Here is a 22367-nt window from a genome sequence, read left to right as displayed (position 1 = left end):
GAGCGGGGCCGCCCCCGGATTCAGCGTCGCGCATCGGACAGTGCCAGGTTGTTGGCCGGCTGTGCCCAGGGCCCACCCAGTGCGGTGTACAGGTTGACCTGGGCCACCAGTTGCGCCAACCGGTCGTTGATCAGTCCCTGCTGGGCGGTGAACAGCGAACGCTGGGCGTCGAGGAATACCAGACTGCTGTCGACTCCGGTGCGATAGCGGCGTTGGGCCAGGTCGTAGTAGGTCTGCGTCGCCTCCACCAGGTCGCGTTGGGCACTGAGCTGTTCGTGGTAGGTCTGGCGAGCCGCCAGTCCATCGGCGACTTCCTGGAAGGCGGTCTGGATCGATTTCTCGTACTGCGCCACCAGCATGTCTTTCTGCAACTTGGCGTAATCCAGGCTGGCCCGCAGGGCGCCGGCGTTGAAGATCGGCAGGTTGATCTGCGGTTGGAAGGTCCAGCCGCCGGAGCCGGCCTCGAACAGTCCGGACAGTTCCTTGCTCGAAGTGCCGGTGCTGGCGGTCAGCGTGACGCTGGGGAAGAACGCCGCCCGGGCCGCACCGATATTGGCGTTGGCCGCCTTGAGCTTGTATTCCGCCTGGAGGATATCCGGGCGCCGCTGCAACAGATCCGATGGCAGGCCCGCCGGGACCTGCGCGACCAGGTCATTGGCCAGCGGCAGGCCGGGCAGGGTATCGGGCACCGGTCCGCCGACCAGCAGGGTCAGGTTGTTCAGGTCCTGGGCCACCAGGCGCTGGTAGCGGGCCACGCTGGCGCGGGCGCTTTCGACGCTGGTCTGGGCCTGGAGCGTATCGAGGGTCGACATCTTGCCGGCGTCGCGGTTGTGTCGGGTCAGGCTCAGGCTTTCCTCGTCGGCCTGCAGGGTCTTGCGGCTCAGCGCCAGCAGTTCCTGGTCGGCGCGCCAGGTCAGGTAGGCGTTGGCAACATTCGCCACCAGGCTGAGGTGGGTGCTGCGGCGGGCCTCCTCGGTGGCAAGGTAGTTGGCCATCGCCTGGTCGGTGAGGCTGCGTACCCGGCCGAACAGGTCCAGTTCATAGGCGCTGATGCCCAGGTTCGCCGAATAGGTCGAGGTGATCGCCGACTTGTTGGTGCCGGTCAGGCTGCCGGGTACGCGCTGGCGGGTACCGCTGCCATTGGCGGACACCGCCGGGAACAGGTCGGCCCGCTGGATCCGGTACTGTGCCTGGAAGGCTTCCACGTTCAGCGCGGCCACGCGCAGGTCGCGGTTGTTGTCCAGGGCCTGGGCGATCAGCTGGCGCATCGACGGGTCCTGGAACACCTGTTGCCAGTCGGCGCCCGCCGCGACCTGGGCGTCGGCCGCGGATGGCGCTGCGTAGGCCGGCCCCGACGGAAACTGGGCGGCGCTGGGCGAAGCGGGTTGCCGATACTCCGGTATCAGCGAGCAGCCGCCGAGCAGCAGTGCCATGAGCAGCAGGGGGATCGGCGACTTGTTCATTTTCACGCTCGGGCCATCCATCGTGCGAGTCCGTGTCGGCCGCTGACACCCAGTTTGCTGGCGGCACGCTTGAGGTAGGTTTCGATCGAACTGTTCTTCACGCAAAGCTGTTCGGCCAGGCGCGGAATGGTGCCGCCGCTGAGCAGCCCGAGACAGACCTCCTTTTCCCTGGCCGAGAGCACGACCTGCTCCAGCGCCAGACGCTCGTCGAAGGCCTGCTCCAGTGGCTTGTGTTCCAGCTCGACGTCAGCCGCGGGCGGGGTATTCATCACGGCTCTCGCGGCCGTCTGCCGGCTGATCCAGGCGTGCCGTTCGGTCAGCGGCAGCAGGGTATCGGAGAGGTTCTTGAGGAACGACAGTTCGCTCAGGGAAAACACCGGCCGCACCTGCGGGCGGCAGAACGAGATGACCCAGCGCCGATTGGCGGTGCGCGAGACCAGGTTGCACTGGTGGTTGTTGTCCCGGGTGCCTCGGCTACCGGCATTCATCTGGATCAGCAGCGAGTCGTCCATCCCGGTCATCCTTTCCAGCAGCGGACTGTTGTCGTGATGGTGCAGTACGGCGGCGGGCGCAGGGTCCTGTTGGAGGGCGGCGCAACCCAGAGGCTTGATATCGAGCACGCTGGCCTGGCGCTCGTCGAGTGTCCACTCGCTGAGTTCGACCAGGTCCACCGGCACCAGCTTGTCCACCAGCCGCAGCATGTTGGCGGCGAAGTGATCGTTGCCGGTACTGGAAATCAGCTCCCCCAGTTCACAGTAGAAGTGGGAGTTTTCAAGGTTCGTCATGCTACTGCCAAGACTCATATCGTCATCATCCTTGAGCCGGACCCGGGCGGGAGTGCTCTGGCATCCGTGTTTGCAAGCAAGCCTCTTCTCCCTGAAGAGGATTACGGACCGGATTTAATCTTATACATCAGTCTGGCGTCTGTAATGGAAAACCGGGACACAAAATGACATGGAAAAACCCTGGGCTGCGCGGGCATTGCTGGAGATGAAAGCCCCGGCGTCAGGGCCGCCACTGTTTGAGTATGAAAAATAACTCTTTGATTTTTAAAAACTATTTTGATCGGTTTGGTTGCTGCGCCGAATTGTCTTACCCAGGTTTGTAGCTGATTTCCTACAGCGAATTGGGCTGATGTACTCGGGGGATTCGAGCAAGCCGTGGCCGGCGAATCCGTCCACACTGGCCCGGATGAGTACGCCAGCGATCAGCGCCTGCTCATCGTGTCGTCTTCGCCGACAGCGCGTGGTGATCGAGGGATCACCGCCTGGATTTTCCCTGCCAATACAACGAGAAGGATCTATGGAAAGGTTTTTTTCACCGGCCGCCGCCGAGGCTGCCCGTCCGGCTTCCGTGCCTTACCCGCTCACCGCCGCTCAACAGGATATCTGGCTGGACCAGTCGAGTCGGGGTGATTCGCCGTTGTACAACATTGGCGGTTATGTCGAGTTGCGTGGCGCGGTGGATCCGTCGCTGCTGCGAAGCGCGATCGAGTTCCTGGTACAGCGTCACGATGCCCTGCGCACGGTGCTGCAGCCAGGCACCGACGGCCTGCCGCAGCAGCGGTTTGTCGAGCGGCTGGAGGTACGGGTCCCCCTGTATTGCTTCGCCGACCATGCCGAGCCGCTGGCCGCCGCGCTGGAACGGGTCGAGCAAGAGATGGCCCAGGTCTATCCGCTGGATGGTTCACCGCTGTTCCGGTTTTTCCTGATGCGCCTGAGTGACGACCACTACCTGCTGGGCACCCAGGCGCACCACCTGATTCTCGACGGCTGGGGTTTTGGCCAGATGCTCGCGGACCTGGGGCGGATCTACAGCGCCCTGGTGCGGGGCGAGGAGGTCGCCGACGCGGCGGCCTCCTATGTCGACTTCATCGAGGAGGACCGGCTCTACCAGGCCTCGCCGCGTTACCTGCGCGATCGCGACTATTGGCTCGACAAGTACCGCACGCTCCCCGAGCCCATGCTGCTGCCCCGTCATCGCGAGCGTCCGCTCGCGGGTACGCCACCCGGCGACAGCGTGGTGCAGGCATTCCCCACGGCGTTGCACGAGCGCATGCAGAACCTGGCGAAGGTCTGCCAGGCCTCGACCTTTCATGTCTGGCTGGCTGCGCTGTACCTGTGCTTTACCCGCAGCCACCAGCGCGACGAGTGGGTGGTCGGGTTGCCGATCCTCAATCGCAGCCATGCCCGCTTCAAGGCGACCGTGGGGCTGTTCGCCCAGGTCAGCCCGACGCGGCTGGCATTCCCTGACGACACGCCGTTCGGCGAACTGGTGCGGGGTATCGGCCAGGTGCTGCGACAGGACCTGCGTCACCAGCGCTTTCCCCTGAGCGAACTCAATCGCGGCCTGGGCCTGCTGCGTGAGGACCGCGCGCAACTGTTCGAGGTGTCGGTGTCCTATGAACAGGATGACCATGACTACCGTTATGGGCAGGTGCCGGCACACACGGTCAAGGTTTCCAACCGTCACGAATCGATGCCGCTGGCGATTCACCTGCGCAGCAATCGCTTCAACGACCGGGTCTGGATGCATTGCGTCTACGACGCGGCGTACTTCGAGGCGGGGGAGGTCGAGGCGCTGGCCGCGCGGGTCATCCATGTGCTCGAACAGGGCCTGGCGAATGCCAGGCTGCCGTTGGCCGCCTTCTCCCTGCTCGCGCCACAGGAAGCCGGGCGGCTGGCGCAGTGGAACGACAGCGTGGCCGACTACCGCCACGACGTGACCCTTCACCGGCGTATCGAGGAACAGGCCGCCGCCCGCCCCGAGGCCGTGGCGGCGGTGCACCAGGGCCGTTCGCTGAGCTATGCCGAGCTGAACCGGCGCGCCAACGCCCTGGCCGCCCACCTGCAGGAGCTGGGTGTGCGCCCTGACGACCGGGTGGCGATCGTCGCCCGGCGCGGGCTGGAGACGCTGGTGGCGCTGCTGGCCATCCTCAAGTCCGGGGCGGCCTATGTCCCGGTCGACCCGAGCCATCCCGACGAGCGTCTGCGCTACCTGCTCGATGACAGCGCGCCGGTGGCGGTACTGGCCCAGCGCGAACTGCTGGCGCGCCTGTCGCCTTCATCGGTGCCCCTGATCGAACTGGACAGCCAGCGCTGGCACGCCGGCAGCGATGCCAATCCGCAGGTTACCGGGCTCGGTGCGCAGCACCTGGCCTATGTTATCTATACCTCCGGCTCCACCGGCCTGCCCAAGGGGGTGATGGTCGAGCACCGGACGCTGTCCAACCTGGTGGACTGGCACAACCGTGCCTTCGATCTCGGTCGGCACAGCCACGTCTCCAGCCTGGCCGGGTTCGGCTTCGACGCCATGGCCTGGGAGATCTGGCCGACGCTTTGCGCCGGGGCGACCCTGCACCTGGCGCCGGTATCCGCAGGGGCCGAGGACCTCGACGCGCTACTGGCCTGGTGGTGCGCGCAGCCGCTGGATATCAGTTTCCTGCCCACGCCGGTGGCTGAATACGCCTTCAGCCGCGAGCTGGACCACCCGACCCTGCGCACCCTGCTGATCGGTGGCGATCGCCTGCGCCAGTTCAGCCAGGCCCGACGCTTCGCCGTGGTCAACAATTATGGCCCGACCGAGACCACGGTGGTCGCCACCTCCGGCGCCCTGTCGCCCGGCCGGGTACTGCCGATCGGCCGGCCGGTGGCCAACACGCGGATCTATCTGCTCGATGAGCAGCGGCGCCTGCTGCCGATTGGCGCTACCGGCGAGTTGTACATCGGCGGAGCCGGGGTGGCGCGGGGCTACCTGAACCGTGCCGAACTGACCGCCGAGCGTTTTCTGGACGACCCCTACAGCGACGAGCCGGGAGCGCGCATGTACCGCACCGGCGACCTGGCGCGCTGGCACCAGGACGGCAGCCTGGAATACCTGGGGCGCAACGATGACCAGGTGAAGATCCGCGGTGTGCGGGTCGAGCTGGGCGAGATCGAGGCCGCGGTGACCAGCCATCCGGCGGTGCGCGAAGCGGTGGTGCAACTGCGCGACGGGCGCCTGCTGGCCTGGTTCATCGCCGATCGGGCGCTGCCTGCGCAGACCCTGCACGGCCATTTGCAGGGCCAACTGCCGGGGCACCTGCTGCCGAGCGCCTACGTGCAACTGCACGCCTGGCCACTGACGGCCAACGGCAAGCTTGACCGCCGGGCCCTGCCGGCCCCGGACAGCGAGGCGCTGGTCAGCCGCGAGTACCAGGCGCCCGAGGGGGCGGTCGAAGGCACCCTGGCGCTGATCTGGGCCGAGTTGCTGCAGGTCGAGCGGGTCGGGCGCCAGGATCATTTCTTCGAACTGGGAGGCAACTCGCTGCTGGCCGTGGCACTGGTCGAGCGCATGCGCCAGGCCGGCCTGCAGGCCGATGTCCAGGTGCTGTTCGGCCAGCCGACCCTGGCGGCGCTGGCTGCCTCGGTGACGGCGCGCCAGGCCGTCGAGGTCCCCGCCAACCGGGTCGCAGCCGATTGCCAGTCCCTTACCCCGTCGATGCTGGCCCTGGTAGAACTGCAGCAGGAGGTCATCGACCGGATCGTCGCCGGCGTCCCCGGCCACGCCGCCAACGTGCAGGAAATCTATCCGCTGGCGCCGCTGCAGGAAGGGCTGCTCTATCACCACATGACTGCCACCGCGGGCGATCCCTACCAGCAATACGCGTTGTTCGCCTTCGATGATCGCCAGCGCCTGGAGGCCTTTGCCCAGGCGCTGCAGGCGGTGATCGCGCGGCATGACATCCTGCGCACCAGCCTGGCCTGGGAAGGCCTCGAACAACCGATGCAGGTGGTCTGGCGCGAGGCCCGGCTGGCGGTTGAAATGCCGCAGCTGGCAGCCGAGGGGGGGGACGTCGGTGCGCAGTTGCTGGCGCGTTTCGACCCGGTACAGCGTCCGCTGGACATCCGCCAGGCACCGCTGATGGCGCTGGCCTGCGCCGAAGATGCCGCGAATGGCCGCTGGGTGGGCCTGCTGCGTTTCCATCACCTGATCAACGATGCGACGTCCACCGCCGTGCTGTTGGCGGAAATCAATGCGCACATGCGCGGCCATGAGCACCAGCTCGCACCCTCGGTGCCGTACCGCAACTATGTCGCGCAAGTCCGTCAGGACGAGCGGCAAGCCGGGCACGAGGCGTTTTTCCGTGAACTGCTGGGTGATGTCGAGGAGCCGACGCTGGCGTTCGGGATGCAGCGGCGCCAGGGCGACAGCCAGGACCATGAACGCCTGGAGCAGGCGCTGGACGGCGAGCTGGCCCGGCGTCTGCGCGGTGTGGCCCGGCAACTGGGGGTGAGCGCCGCGAGCCTCTACCATCTGGCCTGGGCACAGGTGCTGGGCGGGTTGTCGGGCCGTGACGATGTGGTGTTCGGTACCGTACTGCTGGGCCGTTTGCAGGCCGGGGCGGGGGCCGACCGGGCCCTGGGCATGTTCATCAATACCTTGCCCTTGCGGATAAATCTGGGCGGCAAGAGCGTGGTCGATGCCCTGCGGCATACCCACCAGCGGCTGACCGAGCTGCTGGCCCACGAGCATGCGCCGCTGGCCCTGGCCCAGCGTTGCAGCGCGGTTCCCGCCACCACGCCGCTGTTCAACAGCCTGCTCAACTACCGGCATACCGCCGCGGCACCGGTGGGCGCGGTGCACACCGGCGTCGAGCTGCTGGACAGTGCGCAGATCGTCAGTCACCTGGTGATGCTGTCGATCGACGATCTCGGCGAGGACTATCGCCTGGCGGCCACAGCCCCGCGGTCGCTGGGTGCGCAACGGGTGCTGGACTACCTGGAGACGGCCCTGGAGGGGCTGGTGGAAACCCTCGCCCGGGCACCGGGCACGGCCCTCGACCGCTTGCCGATCCTGCCGCTGGCGGAGCGTCGGTACCTGCTGGACGAGCTCAATGCGACACAGGCCGACCACCCGCTGGAGCAATGCATTCAGGCCCTGTTCGAGCAGCAGGTGCGCCGGACCCCGGACGCGGTGGCGCTGGTGGCCGGCGAGCGGCACCTGACCTATCGCGAACTCAATGAACGGGCCAACCAGTTGGCCTGCCATCTGCGCGAGCAGGGCGTGCGACCGGATACGCGGGTGGCGATCTGCGTCGAGCGTGGACCGGAGCTGGTCATCGGCTTGTGGGCGATCGTCAAGGCCGGTGGTGTCTATCTGCCGCTGGATCCGGGCTATCCGCTGGAGCGTCTGGTCTACATGTTGCAGGACAGCTCGGCGGTGGCGGTGCTGGTGCACCAGGCGACGCGCGACCTGTTGGGGTCGGTGACCCTCCCGCTGGTCGATTTCGACCGCAACACCTGGCACGACCGCCCGGTGAGCGATCCGGTGATCGCCGACCTCGGCCCGTCTAACCTGGCCTATGTGATCTATACCTCCGGTTCCACCGGCACGCCCAAGGGCGTTGCGCTCGAACACCGTGGCCTGTGCAACCTGATGCACTGGAGTTCGAAGCTGTGCCCGGACATGGGCAACAGTGGCCTGCTGCAGAAGGCGCCGTTCAGTTTCGACGGTTCGATCTGGGAGTTCTTCTGGCCGCTGACCGTCGGCATGCGCCTGGTGCTGGCGCGGCCCGACGGGCATCGCGATCCGGACTACCTGGTGCGCCTGGTGCGCGAGCAGCGGATCCGTGTGATCAAGTTCGTACCGGCGATGCTGCAGCAGTTCCTCGAGCAGGGCGAGGTCAGCCGGTGCACCAGCCTGACGGACGTCTTCTGTGGCGGTGGTGAACTGACGGCGGCGTTGGCCCAGGCGGTGCAGGCGAAGTTGCCGCAGGTGCGCCTGCACAACGTCTATGGCCCGACCGAGGCCACGGTCGACAGCACCGCCTGGACCCTGGAGCCGGGCGCGCCGGTACCGGCGCTGCAACTGCCGATCGGCCGGCCGATCTGCAACACCCGGGTGTACGTGCTCGATGCCCATGATCGGCCGGTACCACTTGGGGTGAGCGGGCAACTGCATATCGGCGGTGTCGGTGTCGCCCGCGGCTACCTCGGCCTGGCGAAGCTGACGGCCGAACGCTTCATCGACAGTCCGTTCGTGGCGGGTGATCGCCTGTACCGGACGGGCGACCTGGTGCGTTACCGCGCCGATGGCAATCTCGAGTTCCTCGGTCGGGACGACTTCCAGGTGAAGCTGCATGGCTTGCGCCTGGAACTGGGCGAGATCGAGGCGGCGCTGCTGTCGCATGAGGCGCTGCGCGAAGTGGCGGTGCTGATGCGTGACGAGCGGCTGGTGGCCTACTTCACGGCACGGGTGGCCGGCCAGGTGCCGACGATCGAGGCGCTGCGTGGCTACCTGCTGGGGCTGCTGCCGGACTACATGGTGCCTTCGGCCTACGTGCAGCTCGACGTGCTGCCGTTGAGTCCCAACGGCAAGCTCGATCGGCGGGCCTTGCCGGCGCCGGGCCAGGATGCGGTGATCAGTCGCGACTACGAGGCGCCTCGTGGTCCGGTGGAGATCGTCCTGGCCGAGATCTGGGCCGAGGTGCTGAAGATCGAGCGGGTAGGGCGCAACGACCACTTCTTCGAGCTGGGCGGGCACTCGCTGCTGGCGGTCAGTCTGGTGGCGCGGATGCGCCAGGCGGGACTGAATGCCGATGCGCGGGAGGTGTTCAGCCAGCCGACCCTGGCGGCACTGGCGGCCAAGTCCGTCGGCCGCGTGCAGCAGGTACAGGTGCCGGCGACCACCATTCCGACCCTGAACCGCAAGCGCCGCCTGTAGCGGTGACGCTGCGCTGACTTGCTGCGCGGTGGCAGCAAGACCGCTATCGCCAGCCAGCCGGCTCCCACGGGGTTCGCCTCATGCGCTCATTCCGGGCATGACGCGGTCCCTGTCGGAGCCGGCTTGCCGTGGGCGGCATTCCGACGATCCGCCTTGGGCGACCCTTCACTCCCTCCTCTCAAAAAGTTCCGCAAAGCCCCCTCCAGCCCGGGACAGATGTCGGGGGTGTCCCCGCTTGCCGTGTCAGCCACTGCCATGCGGATGATTTAGTTTCTCAAATACCGAAACAGTGATGGCTAATTGACGCCATTTTTCCTTCAACCTCCTGTCCGAGCCGGCCAGAAATGCCGCTCCGCCAGTACAAGGGCGCGCCGTACCGCTGACACGTTGCCTTTGAAAATGGACTTTCTCGTCAACCGTTTCCGAATTTAAAGCAGGTCTCACTATGCAGTTCAGTGAATTGATGGCAGTTATTTCCACCCATGCGATCCGTCTTCAAAGGGAAGATGACGATCTGGTGATCCTGGGTAACGACGATGCGCTGGACGATGCGCTGTGGGACCAGTTGAGCCGTTACAAGGCCCAGTTGCTGGAGCTGGTGGCCCGACATGATGGCGACTGGCTGAGCCCGGCCTTTCGCATCACCCCGGACATGCTGCCGCTGGTGAGCCTGGAGCAGGAGGCCATCGACCGCATCGTCGCCACGGTTCCCGGCGGCGCGGCGAACCTGCAGGACATTTACCCGCTGGCGCCCCTGCAGAGCGGCATGCTCTACCACCATCTGTCCGCCCCCAGGGCGATCCCTACGTGCTGCAGGCGCAGTTCGCCTTCGACAGCCGCGAGCGCCTGGAGCGTTTCGCCGAGGCCCTGCAATGGGTGATCGGCCGGCACGATATCCTGCGCACCTCGATCGCCTGGGAAAGCCTGGACGAGCCGCTGCAGGTGGTCTGGCGCGAGGCGCCGCTGGTCTGCGAGCAATACCGGCCGCAGACCCCGGACGGCGATGTGCTGGCCCGTCTGCGCGAGGCCCACGATGCCCGCGACTACCGCCTCGACCTGCGCCAGGCGCCATTGCTGAGGCTGGTGTTCGCTGAGGATGAGGCCAACCGGCGGGTGGTCGCGCTGTTGCTGTTCCATCACATGGTCATGGACCACACCGGGCTGGACGTGGTGCGCCAGGAGATCGCCGCCTGCCTGCGCGGGGAGGCCGGGCAGGTGCCGCCGGCGGTCGCGTTCCGCGATTATCTGGCCCGCGCGCGGATGAGCCTCGACGAAGCCGCGCACGAAAGCTTTTTCCGCCACATGCTGGGCGACATCGACGAGCCGACCTTGCCCTTCGGGCTGCGCGAAGTCGCGGATGATGGCATCGGCACCGAGGAGGGCCGGTTGACCCTGGAGCCCGGCCTGAGCCTGCGCCTGCGCAACCAGGCGCGGCAGCTCGGAGTCAGTGCGGCGAGCCTGATGCACCTGGCCTGGGCGCGGGTGCTGGGCAGCCTGTCCGGTCGCGAGGCGGTGGTTTTCGGGACCGTGCTGCTCGGCCGGATGGATGCCGGCGAGGGCGCCGAACGGGCCCTGGGCATGTTCATCAACACCCTGCCGCTGCGGATCGACGTGGACGGGCAGGGCGTGCGAGCCGGGGTGCTCGCCACCCATGAGCGCCTGACCGCGCTGCTCGACCACGAGCAGGCGTCCCTGGCCCTGGCCCAGCGTTGCAGCGGCGTGAGCGCGCCGACGCCGCTGTTCAGCGCCATGCTCAACTATCGCCACAGCGCCGCGGGCGATGCCGCCGAGGTGATCGACGTCGCCGAGGGCGTGCAGGTGCTGGGCGCCCGGGAGCGCAGCAACTATCCGTTGAGCCTGAGTGTCGACGACCTCGGCGAAGACTTCCGCCTGACCGTTCATGTCGTGGCAGCGGCGGGCGCGCAGCGGCTCTGCGAAATGATGCGCAACGCGCTGCAGGCCCTGCAGCAGGCCCTGGAGCAGGCTCCGGATACGGCGCTGAACAGCCTGGCGATCCTGCCGGCGGCAGAGCGCGAGCAGGTGCTGGTGGCGTTCAACGGCAGCGCGGTCGACTTCCCGCGCGGGCACACCGTGCATGGCCTGTTCGAGGCCCAGGTCGAGCGCTTGCCCGAGGCGGTGGCCATGGTGCAGGGCGACACTTCACTGAGCTACGGCGAGCTCAATCGCCAGGCCAACCAACTGGCTCACCATCTGCGTACGCTGGGTGTGCAACCGGATGACCGCGTTGCCATCAGCCTGCAGCGCGGCCCGCAACTGCTGGTCGGGCTGCTGGCGATCCTCAAGGCCGGGGCCGGTTATGTGCCGGTCGACCCGAGCCTGCCGCTAGAGCGCCGTCGTTACCTGCTCGAAGACAGCGCACCGGTTGCCTTGCTGACCCGCAGTGACGGGCGCGGGCAACTGCCGGCACTGTCGATTCCGGTCGTGGAGCTGGACCGGGTCACCTGGCAGGAACAGTCCGTCGACAACCCGGCGCCGGGCGCGTTGACCCCCGCGCACCTGGCCTATGTGATCTACACCTCCGGTTCCACCGGTCTGCCGAAAGGGGTGATGGTCGAGCACCGTACCGTGGAGAACCTGGTGCACTGGCACCGCACGGCCTTCGACCTGCAGCCCGGTGGCCATGCCTCCAGTGTCGCCGGTTTCGGTTTCGACGCCATGGCCTGGGAAGTCTGGTCGACGCTGTGCGTCGGCGCGACCCTGCACCTGCCGCCGGAGGATATCGGACACCAGGAGATCGACCGGTTGCTGGCCTGGTGGCAGGCCCAGCCACTGGACGTGTGCTTCCTGGCGACGCCGATTGCCGAGCATGTCTTCGCCCAACGACTTGAGCACCCGACCCTGCGCACCCTGCTGATCGGTGGCGACCGCCTGCGTCAGTTCAGCCAGGCGCAGCGCTTCGCGGTGATCAACAACTACGGTCCGACCGAAGCCACGGTGGTGGCGACCTCCGGCCTGATGGAAGCCGGGCAGGTGCTGCATATCGGCAGGCCGATCGCCAATGCCCAGGTCTACCTGCTGGACGAGCGACAACAACCGGTACCGATTGGCGTGGCCGGTGAGTTGTACATCGGCGGTGTCGGGGTGGCGCGGGGTTATCTCAACCGTCCGGATCTGACCGCCGAACGTTTCATCCGCGATCCCTTCAGCGCCGATCCGCAGGCGCGCCTCTACCGTACCGGCGACCAGGCCCGCTGGCTGGCCGATGGCAATCTCGACTACCTCGGACGTAACGACGACCAACTGAAGATCCGCGGGGTGCGCATCGAGCCGGGTGAAATCGAGGCGGCGCTGAACAGCCATGAGGTCATCGGCGAATCCGTGGTGCTGGTCCGCGATGGTCGTCTGGTGGCCTGGTTCACCGCCAGCGAAGCCCTGGCGATCGAAGCCCTGAACATCTACCTGCAGGGCCGCCTGCCGGACTACATGATCCCCTCGGCCTATGTGCAGCTCGACGCGCTGCCGCTGACCGCCAACGGCAAGCTCGATCGCCGGGCGTTGCCGGCACCGGACCAGCAGGCGCTGCTGAACCGGGCGTTCGAGGCCCCGCAAGGGGAGGTCGAAACCGCCCTGGCGCGGATCTGGGCCGAAGTGCTCAAGGTCGAGCGGGTCGGACGCCACGACCATTTCTTCGAATTGGGCGGCCACTCGCTGTCGGCGGTGATCCTGATCGAACGCATGCGCCAGGTGGGCTTGAGCACCGACGTGCGGGTGCTGTTCAGCCAGCCGACCCTCGCGGCGCTGGCCGCGGCCATCGGCAGCGGCCGCGAAGTCGAGGTGCCGGAAAATCGCATTCCCGCCGCTTGCCGGCACATTACCCCGGACCTGTTGCCACTGATCGAGCTGGACCAGGCGAGCATCGACCGTATCGTCGCGACGGTGCCCGGTGGTGCGGCCAATGTGCAGGATATCTACCCGCTGGCGCCGTTGCAGGAAGGCATCCTCTATCACCACATGAGCGCCGAACAGGGCGATCCGTACCTGTTGCAGGCGCAGTTGGCCTTTGACGGCCTGGAGCGTCTGCAGACCTTCGCCGCCGCCTTGCAGCAGGTGGTCCGGCGCCACGATATCCTGCGCACCAGCGTGCTCTGGGAGGGCCTGGAGCGGCCGGTGCAGGTGGTCTGGCGCGAGGTCGAACTGCCGGTCCGGGAGGAGCGTTTCGACGCGGCCGGTGGCGAGGTGCTCGAGCAACTGCTGCAACGCTTCGACGCCCGTGCCTATCGCCTGGACATCCGCCAGGCGCCGCTGATGCAACTGGCCTATGCGCAGGACCCGGCGCGGCAGCGGATCGTCGCGGTGCTGATGTTCCACCACCTGGCCATGGACCATACCGCGCTGGCGGTGGTGGTGCAGGAAATCCGCAGCCTGCTATTGGAGCAGGGCGAGCGCCTGGGCGCGGCGGTGCCGTATCGCAACTACGTGGCCCAGGCCCTGCTGGGGGCCAGCGAACAGGAGCACGAAGCGTTCTTCCGCGACATGCTCGGCGATATCGACGAGCCGACCCTGCCATTCGGCCTGCAGGACGTGCAGGGCGACGGGCGCGAGATCGAGTCGGCCCTGCTGCCGCTCGACGCCGAACTGAACCGCCGGCTGCGCGAGCAGGCACGCCTGCTCGGGGTCAGCGTGGCGAGCCTGATGCACCTGGCCTGGGCCCGGGTGCTGGCGGCCACTTCCGGCAAGGACAGCGTGGTGTTCGGCACTGTGCTGATGGGCCGCCTGCAGGGCGGCGAGGGCGCCGATCGCGCCCTGGGCATGTTCATCAACACCCTGCCGCTGCGGGTCGAGGTCGGCGACACGTCGGTGCGTGCCGGGGTCAAGGCGACCCATGCCCGGCTGACCGCCTTGCTCGCCCACGAACACGCCTCGCTGGCCCTGGCCCAGCGCTGCAGCGCGGTGGAGGCGTCGCTGCCGCTGTTCAGCGCCCTGCTCAACTACCGTCATAGCGCCGCCGATGAGCGCCCGGCAGCCGGCCAGGGGCTCTGGGACGGCATCCAGTCCCTGGGGGGCGAGGAGCGCAGCAACTACCCGTTGACCCTGAGTGTCGATGACATCGGCAGCGGCTTCGAGCTGCGCGTGCTGGCGGCGCTGTCCGTGGGGGCGCAGCGCATGGCCGACTACATGTGCGCTGCGCTGGAACACCTGGTGCTGGCACTGGAACAGGCTCCGGAACAGGCCCTCGGCCAACTGTCGGTCCTGCCGGCGGCGGAGCGGCAGCAGGTCCTGTTCGACTTCAATGCCCGCCAACGCGACTACCCGAGCGAGCAGACCCTGCACCGGCTGTTCGAGATTCGTGCCGCGGCCCACCCGGATGCGCCGGCGGTGGTCCATGGCGAGCAGGTGCTCGGCTATGGCGAACTCAACCGCCGTGCCAACCGCCTGGCCCATCATCTGCTGGGGCTCGGCGTACGACCGGGCGAGCACCTGGCGATCCTGCTGGAGCGCTCGGCGGACCTGCTGGTCAGCCAACTGGCGATCAGCAAATGCGCCGCGGCCTACGTGCCGCTGGATATCAACGCACCGCTCGAGCGCCAGCGTTTCATGCTCGAGGACAGCCAGGCGTCGTGGCTGCTGACCACCCACGACCAGCCGGACGAGCACGGCGTACGACGTATCGAGCTGGACCGGCTGGCCGTCGAGGCGCTGGCGACCGATGACCCGGATCTGCCGCAGTCGGCCGAGGCGCTGGCCTACATCATGTACACATCCGGCTCCACCGGTACCCCCAAGGGCGTACTGGTGCCGCACCGGGCGGTCGCGCGATTGGTACTGAACAACGGTTATGCCGAGTTCAACGAGCGGGACCGGGTGGCCTTCGCCGCCAACCCGGCGTTCGACGCCAGCACCCTGGAAGTCTGGGCGCCGCTGCTCAATGGCGGCTGCGTGGTGGTGGTCGAGCAGGATGTGCTGCTGTCCCGCGACGCCCTGGCGAACCTGCTGCGCGAGCAGGCGGTCAGCGTGCTGTGGATGACCGCCGGGCTGTTCCACCAGTATGCCGATGGCCTGATGGAAAGTTTCCGGGCGCTGCGCTACCTGATCGTCGGGGGCGACGTGCTCGACCCGGCGGTGATCGAACGGGTGCTGCGTGACGGCGCGCCACAACACCTGCTCAACGGCTACGGTCCGACCGAAGCGACCACGTTCTCCACCACCTACGAGATCACCACGGTCGAGGGTGGCAGCATTCCGATCGGCCGGCCCATCGGCAACAGCCGGGCCTATGTGCTCGATGCCCGGCAGCAGCCGGTGCCGGTGGGTGCGGTGGGTGAGCTGTACGTGGCTGGCGCAGGGGTTGCCAGGGGCTATCTGAACCAGCCTGAGCTGAGCGCCGAAAAATTCATGGCCGATCCATTCGCCGGCGGTTCGATGTACCGGACCGGTGACCTGGTGCGCTGGCGTGCCGACGGCAATCTGGAGTATCTGGGGCGCAACGACAACCAGGTGAAGATCCGCGGCTTCCGTATCGAGCTGGGCGAGATCGAGACCCGCCTGGGACGCCATCCGCAGGTCCGCGACGTGGCCGTGCTGGTGCGTGAGGTGGCCCCCGGTGACAAGCGCCTGGTGGCCTGGTTCAGCGCCGAGGGGGCGGCTCAAACGCCCGATCCCGAAGCGCTGCGCGATTACCTGCAGGAGCAGTTGCCGGATTACATGGTGCCCTCGGCCTATGTGCAGCTCGAGGCGCTGCTGCTGACCGCCAATGGCAAGCTCGACCGCAAGGCGCTGCCGGCGCCGGACCAGAGCGCCTTGCTCAGCCGTGGCTACGAGGCGCCGCAGGGGGCGGTGGAAACCACCCTGGCGCAGATCTGGGCCGAGCTGCTGCAGGTCGGGCAGGTGGGGCGGCACGATCACTTCTTTGAACTGGGCGGGCACTCGCTGCTGGCGGTGACGCTGATCGAACGCATGCGCCAGGCCGGCCTCAACGCCGACGTGCGTGCGCTGTTCAGTCAGCCGACCCTGGCCGGCCTCGCCGCGGCGATTGGCCATGGCCGCGAGCTGCAGGTACCGGAAAATCGTATTGCCGCCGATTGCCAGCGCATCACGCCCGAGCTGCTGCCGCTGGTCGAACTGGACCAGGCGGCCATCGACCGGATCGTGGCCAGCGTGCCGGGCGGCGCGGCCAACGTGCAGGATATCTACCCGCTGACGCCGTTGCAGGAAGGCATCCTCTATCACCATCTCAGTGCCGGGCAGGGCGACCCCTACGTGTTGCAGTCGCGGCTGGCCTTCGACAGCCCGCAACGCCTACAGGCCTTCGCCGGCGCCTTGCAGCAGGTCATCGACCGCCACGACATCCTGCGTACCGGTTTCCTCTGGGAAGGCCTGGAGCAGCCGGTGCAGGTGGTCTGGCGCCGGGCCGAACTGGCGGTCCAGGCGTTGTCGCTGGAGCCGGCCGACGGCGATGTGCTGGAGCAGTTGCACAGCCGTTTCGATTCGCGCCACTACCGTCTGGACCTGAGCCGGGCACCGCTGATCCGCCTGGTGCATGCTTACGATGCACGGCGCCAGCGCACCGTCGCGGCGTTGCTGTTCCATCACCTGGTGCTGGACCACACCGCGCTCAAGGTGGTGCTCCAGGAAATGCGGGCCGGCCTGCTCGGCCAGGAGGCCGTGCTGAGCGAACCGGTGCCGTATCGCAACCATGTGGCCCAGGCGCGCCTGGGTGTCAGCGAGGCGGAGCACGAGGCATTCTTCCGCGAGATGCTGGGTAGCATCGACGAACCGACCTTGCCCTTCGGCCTGCAGGACGTGCAGAACGATGGCCGTGATATCGAGGAGGTCGCCCGGCCGTTGCCGGAGGGGCTGAGCCGTCGCCTGCGCGCTCGTGCCCGGGCGCTCGGGGTCACGGCGGCGAGCCTGTTCCACCTGGCCTGGGGCCAGGTGCTGGCGGCCACTTCCGGTCGCGAGCAGGTGGTGTTCGGCACGGTACTGCTGGGCCGGATGCAGGGGGGGCAGGGCGCCGACCGGGCGCTGGGGATGTTCATCAATACCCTGCCATTGCGGGTGGACATCGACGCCACCCGGCCAGGGCCGCGGTCATGGCCACCCACACCCGGCTCACCGGGCTGATGGGACATGAACACGCCTCGCTGGCGCTGGCCCAGCGTTGCAGTGCCGTGGCTGCGCCGGCGCCGTTGTTCAGTGCCATGCTCAACTACCGCCAGAGCCGCGACGAGGAGCAGGCCGCCTGGCCGGGGATCGAGACCCTGGCCAGCGATGGCCGGACCAACTATGCGCTGAGCCTGAGTGTCAACGACCTGGGCGAAGGCTTCCGGCTGATCGCCCTGACCCTGGCCTCGGTGGGCGCGCAACGCATCTGCGAGCTGATGGAGACGGCCCTGGAGTCGCTGGTCGAGGCCCTGGAACAACAGCCCGGTACGGCGGTGAACCGCCTGCCGGTGCTGCCGGCCGGGGAGCGCGAGCAACTGGTGTCCGGGCTCAATGCCAGCGCGGTCGACCACGCTCTCGACCCGTCGATCCATGGCTTGTTCGAGGCCCGTGTCGAGCGCGCGCCAGAGGCGCTGGCCCTGGTGGCGGACGGTCAGTCACTGAGCTATCGGGAACTGAACCGACGCGCCAACCGTCTGGCCCATTACCTGCGCGAGCAGGGGGTGGGGCCGGATGAGCGGGTGGCGATCTGCGTCGAGCGCGGCGTGGAGATGCTGGTCGGGTTGCTGGCGATCCTCAAGGCCGGCGGTGCCTATGTGCCGCTGGACCCGGGCTATCCGCAGGAGCGGATCGCCTACATGCTCAAGGACAGCGCGCCGCGGGTGGTGCTGGCGCAGGACGTCACCCTCGCGCGCCTGGGCAGCGTTGCGGTACCGCTGATCAACCTCGACCGGAATGTCTGGGCTGATCGCGCCGAGGCCAACCTGGCGCCGGTGCAGGCCTCGGACCTGGCCTACGTGATCTACACCTCCGGTTCCACCGGTACCCCCAAGGGGGTGGCTGTGGAACATCGTGGTCTGTGCAACCTCGTGCAGTGGAGTTCCCGACTGCATGGCAAGGATGCGCAGGGCGCGCTGCTGCACAAGACGCCCTTCAGCTTCGACGCCTCGGTATGGGAGCTGTTCTGGCCGCTCAGCGCCGGCCTGCGCCTGGTACTGGCACGCCCCGAGGGGCATCGCGACCCGGCCTACCTGGCGCAGTTGGTGCGTGAGCAACAGGTCAGCGTGATCCAGTTCGTTCCGGCGATGCTGCAGCAGTTCCTTGACGTGGAAGCGGCCGGCCAGTGCCACAGCCTGACCGACGTGTTCTGTGGCGGCGGCGAGCTGACCTCGGCGCTGGCCCAGGCGGTGCGCGCACGCCTGCCCTGGGTGCGCTTGCACAACGTCTACGGGCCGACCGAGGCCACGGTGGACAGTACCGTGTGGACCTTGGAGCCGGACGCAGCGGTCCCGGATTCACAACTGCCGATCGGCCGGCCGATCGACAACACCCGCCTGTATGTCCTGGACGCCCGGGATCAGCCGGTACCGCTGGGGGTCAGCGGCCAACTGCACATCGGCGGCGTCGGGGTGGCCCGCGGCTACATCGGCCTGGCCGAACTCAGTGCCGAGCGCTTCATCGACAGCCCGTTCGTGGCCGGCGAGCGCCTGTATCGCACCGGCGACCTGGTGCGCTACCGCCTCGACGGCAACCTCGAATTCCTCGGCCGCAACGACGACCAGGTCAAGCTGCGCGGCCTACGTATCGAACTGGGCGAGGTGCAGGCGCGGCTGGCCGAGCACCCGGCGTTGACAGCTGCGGTGGCGATGGTCCGCGAGGACCTGCCGGGCGACCCGCGTCTGGTCGCCTACTACACCGCGAGCGAGGCGCAGGCGGTCGACGACCTGCGGGCCCACCTGCTGGGCTACCTGCCGGAATACATGCTGCCGACGCTGTTCGTGCACCTGCCGGCGCTGCCCCTGAGCCCCAACGGCAAGCCGGATCGCAAGGCGTTGCCGGCACCGGACCAGGGCGCGCTGTCCAGCCGCGAATACGTGGCCCCGGTGGGCGAGGTCGAGACCCGCCTGGCCCAGATCTGGGCCGACCTGCTCAAGGTCGAGCGGGTGGGACGCCACGATCACTTCTTCGAACTGGGCGGCCATTCGCTGCTGGCGGTGACGCTGATCGAGCGCATGCGCCAGGCCGGCCTGAGTGCCGACATTCGCGTGCTGTTCAGCCAGCCGAGCCTGGCGGCGCTGGCCGCGGCGGTGGGCAGCGGGCGGGCGGTGACGGTACCGGAAAACCGCATTCCAGCCGATTGCCGGCAGATCACGCCGGACCTGCTGCCGTTGATCGAACTGGACCAGGCGAGCATCGACCGCATCGTCGCCAGCGTGCCCGGTGGCGCGGCCAACGTGCAGGACATCTACCCGCTGGCACCGCTGCAGGAAGGCATTCTCTATCACCACCTGAGTGCGGAGCAGGGCGACCCGTACCTGCTGCAATCGCAGATGGCCTTCGACGATCCGCAGCGCCTGCAGGCCTTTGCCGCCGCCCTGCAACAGGTCATCGATCGCCACGATATCCTGCGTACCGGCATGCTCTGGGAGGGCCTGGACCAGCCGGTGCAGGTGGTCTGGCGCAAGGCCGGGCTGGTGGTCGAGGAGGTGGCCCTGGAGCCGGCGGCCGGCGATGCGCTGGAGCAGTTGCAGGCGCGTTTCGACGCCCGCCACTATCGCCTGGACCTGAACCAGGCGCCGCTGATCCGCCTGGTGCACGGCTACGATGCGGTGCATCAACGCACGGTGGCGGTGCTGCTGTTCCATCACCTGGTGCTGGACCATACCGCCCTTGAGGTGGTCAGCGAGGAAATGCAGGCCGGCCTGCTGGGGCGGGTCGAGCCGCTGGGCGCGGCGGTGCCTTATCGCAACTACGTGGCCCAGGCGCGCCTGGGTGTCAGTGAGGAGGAGCACGAAGCCTTCTTCCGCGAGCAACTGGGCGATATCGACGAGCCGACCCTGCCATTCGGCCTGCTGGATGTGCAGGGCGATGGCCGGGCCATCGAGGAGACCAGCCAGCGGCTGCCGGTCGACCTGAATCTGCGCCTGCGGGCCCAGGCCCGGCTGCTGGGGGTGAGCGCCGCGAGCCTGTTCCACCTGGCCTGGGCCCGGGTACTGGCGGCCACCAGTGGCCGCTCGTCGGTGGTGTTCGGTACCGTTCTGCTCGGTCGCATGCAGGGCGGTGCCGGCAGCGACCGCGCCCTGGGGATGTTCATCAATACCTTGCCGCTGCGGGTCGATATCGATGCCGCGTCGGTACGCGACGCAGTCAAGGCGACCCATGACCGGCTCACCGCGCTGCTCGGTCACGAGCACGCCTCGCTGGCCCTGGCCCAGCGTTGCAGTGGGGTGGCGGCGCCGCTGCCGCTGTTCAGTGCCATGCTCAACTATCGCCACGGCAGCGCGGGCGAGCCGGATGCCGAAACCCGCCAGGCCTGGCAGGGCATCGAGGTGCTGACCAGCGAGGAACGCACCAACTTCCCGCTGAGCCTGAACGTCGACGATCTGGGCGATGCCTTCCGCCTGGTCGCCCAGGTGGCCGAAGTGGGCGCGCAGCGGATCTGCGACTACATGCAGGTGGCGCTGGAGGCGCTGGTGCAGGCCCTGGAGTTCGAGCCGCAGTTGGCCGTCGAGCGCCTGCCGGTGCTGGGCGCGGCCGAGCGTGCGCAACTGCTCGACGGGCTAAATGCCACCGCGGTCGACTACGATCTCGAACAGACCCTGCACGGGTTGTTCGAGGCCCGGGTCGTACAGGCAGCCCAGGCTCCGGCCGTGCAGGCCGGCGAGCAGTGGCTGAGCTACGACCAATTGAACCGCCGCGCCAACCAGCTGGCCCATCACCTGCGCGAGCAGGGCGTGGGGCCGGATGCGCGGGTGGCGATCTGCGTCGAACGCGGCCTGGACATGGTCATCGGCCTGCTGGCGATCCTCAAGGCCGGTGGTGCCTACGTGCCACTGGATCCGGCCTATCCGCAGGAACGGATCGCCTACATGCTGGCCGACAGCACGCCGCTCGTCGTGTTGGTACAGGGCCGTACCCGCGGCTTGCTGGGCGAGCTGGCCGTGCCGGTGATCGACCTGGAGAACAACGTCTGGGCCCATCAGCCGGACAGCAATCCGCAGGTTCCACGACTCAGCCCACGGCACAGTGCCTACGTGATCTACACCTCCGGTTCCACCGGCCAGCCCAAGGGTGTGATCAACGAACACGCGGCGGTGGTCAACCGTCTGCTGTGGATGCAGGACAAGTATGGCCTGACCCCTGACGACGCGGTGCTGCAGAAGACCCCGTTCAGCTTCGACGTGTCGGTGTGGGAGTTCTTCTGGACGCTGTTCACCGGCGCACGGCTGGTGATGGCCCGTCCGGAAGGGCACAAGGACCCGGTCTACCTCAGTGAGGTGATCGCGGCCGAGCGCATCACCACCCTGCATTTCGTACCGTCGATGCTCGACGTCTTCCTCGCCCATGGCGACAGCGCCCTGTGCGGTGGTGTCAAGCGGGTGATCTGCAGCGGCGAGGCGCTGCCGGGCAGTGTGGTGCGCCGGTTCAAGGCGCAGTTGCCGCACGCCGGGTTGCACAATCTCTACGGCCCGACCGAGGCCGCGGTGGACGTGACGGCCTGGGAGTGCAGCGAACCGCTCGCACAGACCCCGGACAACACGCCGATCGGCAAGCCGATCGCCAACACCCGGATGTACCTGCTGGATGCGCAACTGCAGCCGGTGCCCATGGGCGTTGTGGGCGAGTTGTACATCGGTGGCGTACAGGTGGCGCGCGGTTACCTGAACCGTCCCGAGCTGACCGCCGAGCGCTTCCTGAAGGATCCGTTCAGCCCGGCCGCCGAAGCCCGCATGTACCGCACCGGTGACATCGGCCGCTACCTGGCGGACGGCAATATTGAATACCTGGGGCGTAACGACGACCAGGTGAAGATCCGCGGCCTGCGTATCGAGCTGGGCGAGATCCAGGCGCGCCTGAGCGCCTTCCCGGCGATTCAGGAGGCAGTGGTGGTGGCCCGTGAGGACGTCGCGGGCGACAAGCGCCTGGTGGCCTACTACACGGCGGCCGATGTCCAGGACATCGATGCGCTGCGGGCCCATCTGCTGGAGCAACTGCCGGACTACATGGTTCCGGCGCTGTTCGTGCACCTGGCGGCGCTGCCGCTGAGCCCCAACGGCAAGCTCGATCGCAAGGCGCTGC

6 protein-coding genes (1 of these 6 running past the window's edge) are annotated in these 22367 nt (G+C 67.7%); 4 read left to right on the top strand and 2 right to left on the bottom strand.

Annotated elements, in window-relative coordinates:
* Positions 1-20: 20 nt before the first annotated feature.
* On the bottom strand, positions 21-1463 hold the full coding sequence (locus tag ACZ5KU_RS18840; protein WP_464737421.1) for an efflux transporter outer membrane subunit: 1443 nt from the start codon (positions 1461-1463) through the stop codon (positions 21-23).
* Positions 1464-1465: 2 nt separating this feature from the next.
* Positions 1466-2266, bottom strand: a complete 801-nt coding sequence (locus ACZ5KU_RS18835; protein WP_464736003.1) for a helix-turn-helix transcriptional regulator — start codon at positions 2264-2266, stop codon at positions 1466-1468.
* A gap of 499 nt (positions 2267-2765) precedes the next feature.
* On the opposite strand from ACZ5KU_RS18835, the gene ACZ5KU_RS18830 reads away from it, so the two are divergent.
* The 4 genes from ACZ5KU_RS18830 to ACZ5KU_RS18815 all read left to right on the top strand — a co-directional run.
* Positions 2766-9167, top strand: coding sequence for an amino acid adenylation domain-containing protein (locus ACZ5KU_RS18830; RefSeq protein WP_464736002.1), 6402 nt, complete (start codon positions 2766-2768; stop codon positions 9165-9167).
* Positions 9168-9612: 445 nt separating this feature from the next.
* On the top strand, positions 9613-10047 hold the full coding sequence (locus ACZ5KU_RS18825; protein WP_464736001.1) for a hypothetical protein: 435 nt from the start codon (positions 9613-9615) through the stop codon (positions 10045-10047).
* Positions 9975-17249, top strand: a complete 7275-nt coding sequence (locus ACZ5KU_RS18820) for an amino acid adenylation domain-containing protein (protein WP_464736000.1) — start codon at positions 9975-9977, stop codon at positions 17247-17249. The genes ACZ5KU_RS18825 and ACZ5KU_RS18820 overlap by 73 nt, the downstream gene beginning before the upstream one ends.
* Positions 17219-22367, top strand: partial view of an amino acid adenylation domain-containing protein gene (locus tag ACZ5KU_RS18815; RefSeq protein ID WP_464735999.1) — the beginning only. 9947 nt of this gene lie beyond the right edge of the window; the window shows 5149 of its 15096 coding nt (coding positions 1-5149); it begins with the start codon at positions 17219-17221; its stop codon lies beyond the right edge, outside the window. The genes ACZ5KU_RS18820 and ACZ5KU_RS18815 overlap by 31 nt, the downstream gene beginning before the upstream one ends.

It is taken from the genome of Pseudomonas sp. Tof1, from assembly GCF_055390395.1.
This window is presented reverse-complemented; position numbering and strand designations above follow the sequence as displayed.